1 protein-coding gene is annotated in these 636 nt (G+C 55.2%); it reads right to left on the bottom strand.

All coding sequences use genetic code 11. The features are described 5' to 3' along the window. Nucleotides 1-336 precede the first annotated feature (336 nt). Nucleotides 337-636: transposase (locus ACR0KJ_RS19445; protein ID WP_480627460.1), on the bottom strand; the 300-nt coding region annotated here is incomplete at its 5' end.

Below are 636 nucleotides of genomic sequence, written 5' to 3'. Positions count from 1 at the left end.
CATTTTGGCCCAACATACTACGTAGGGCGGTCGGCATCGAAACGGACTTTCACGTGTTTTAAGCGAAAGCTCACTTCTCTAATCGGGCGTTTGGGTCAAGTTCATTTCATCGTTTCGATTCCGTGCTTTAGGATCGTTGTCTCTCATCCGGGTCACACTTCTCTTCGCAGTCATTGATGGCCCGGTTCGGTTGGACCGCTGCATGCATGTGTCGGAATGGACGTGGAGCGCCCCGCTTAGTCTCGCGCTTCAAGTTGCGCAGTGAGCTTTTTCGGCGTCATCCACAGACCTCGTCCGGTGAGGGACGATCCCGTCATTGGTTTTTGGTGGGTCAGATCATGCAGCGCCCTCCACTTTCCCATGACGAAACTCTGTGTTGTCCGCCCAAATGCGATGCATGATGACGGCTAGTTTCCTGGCAACAGCGACGACTGCACGACGACGACCTTTTCGACGCATCAGGCGCAGGCCCCAACTCTTGATCTCAGAGCTTGCAACGGCGCGCATCATCATCGCATTTGCTGCGGCATACAGCGTGGCACGGACGTCGCTGTCACCAGCCTTCGAGATACGGCCGGGATTGTCCATCTCTCCAGACTGGTATCGTCGAGGTGTTAACCCAAAATGTGCAGCCAC

It is taken from the genome of Ruegeria sp. AD6 (assembly GCF_056542325.1).
The sequence above is the reverse complement of the archived record's forward strand: the minus strand, read 5'-3'. Positions and strand labels throughout refer to the sequence as shown.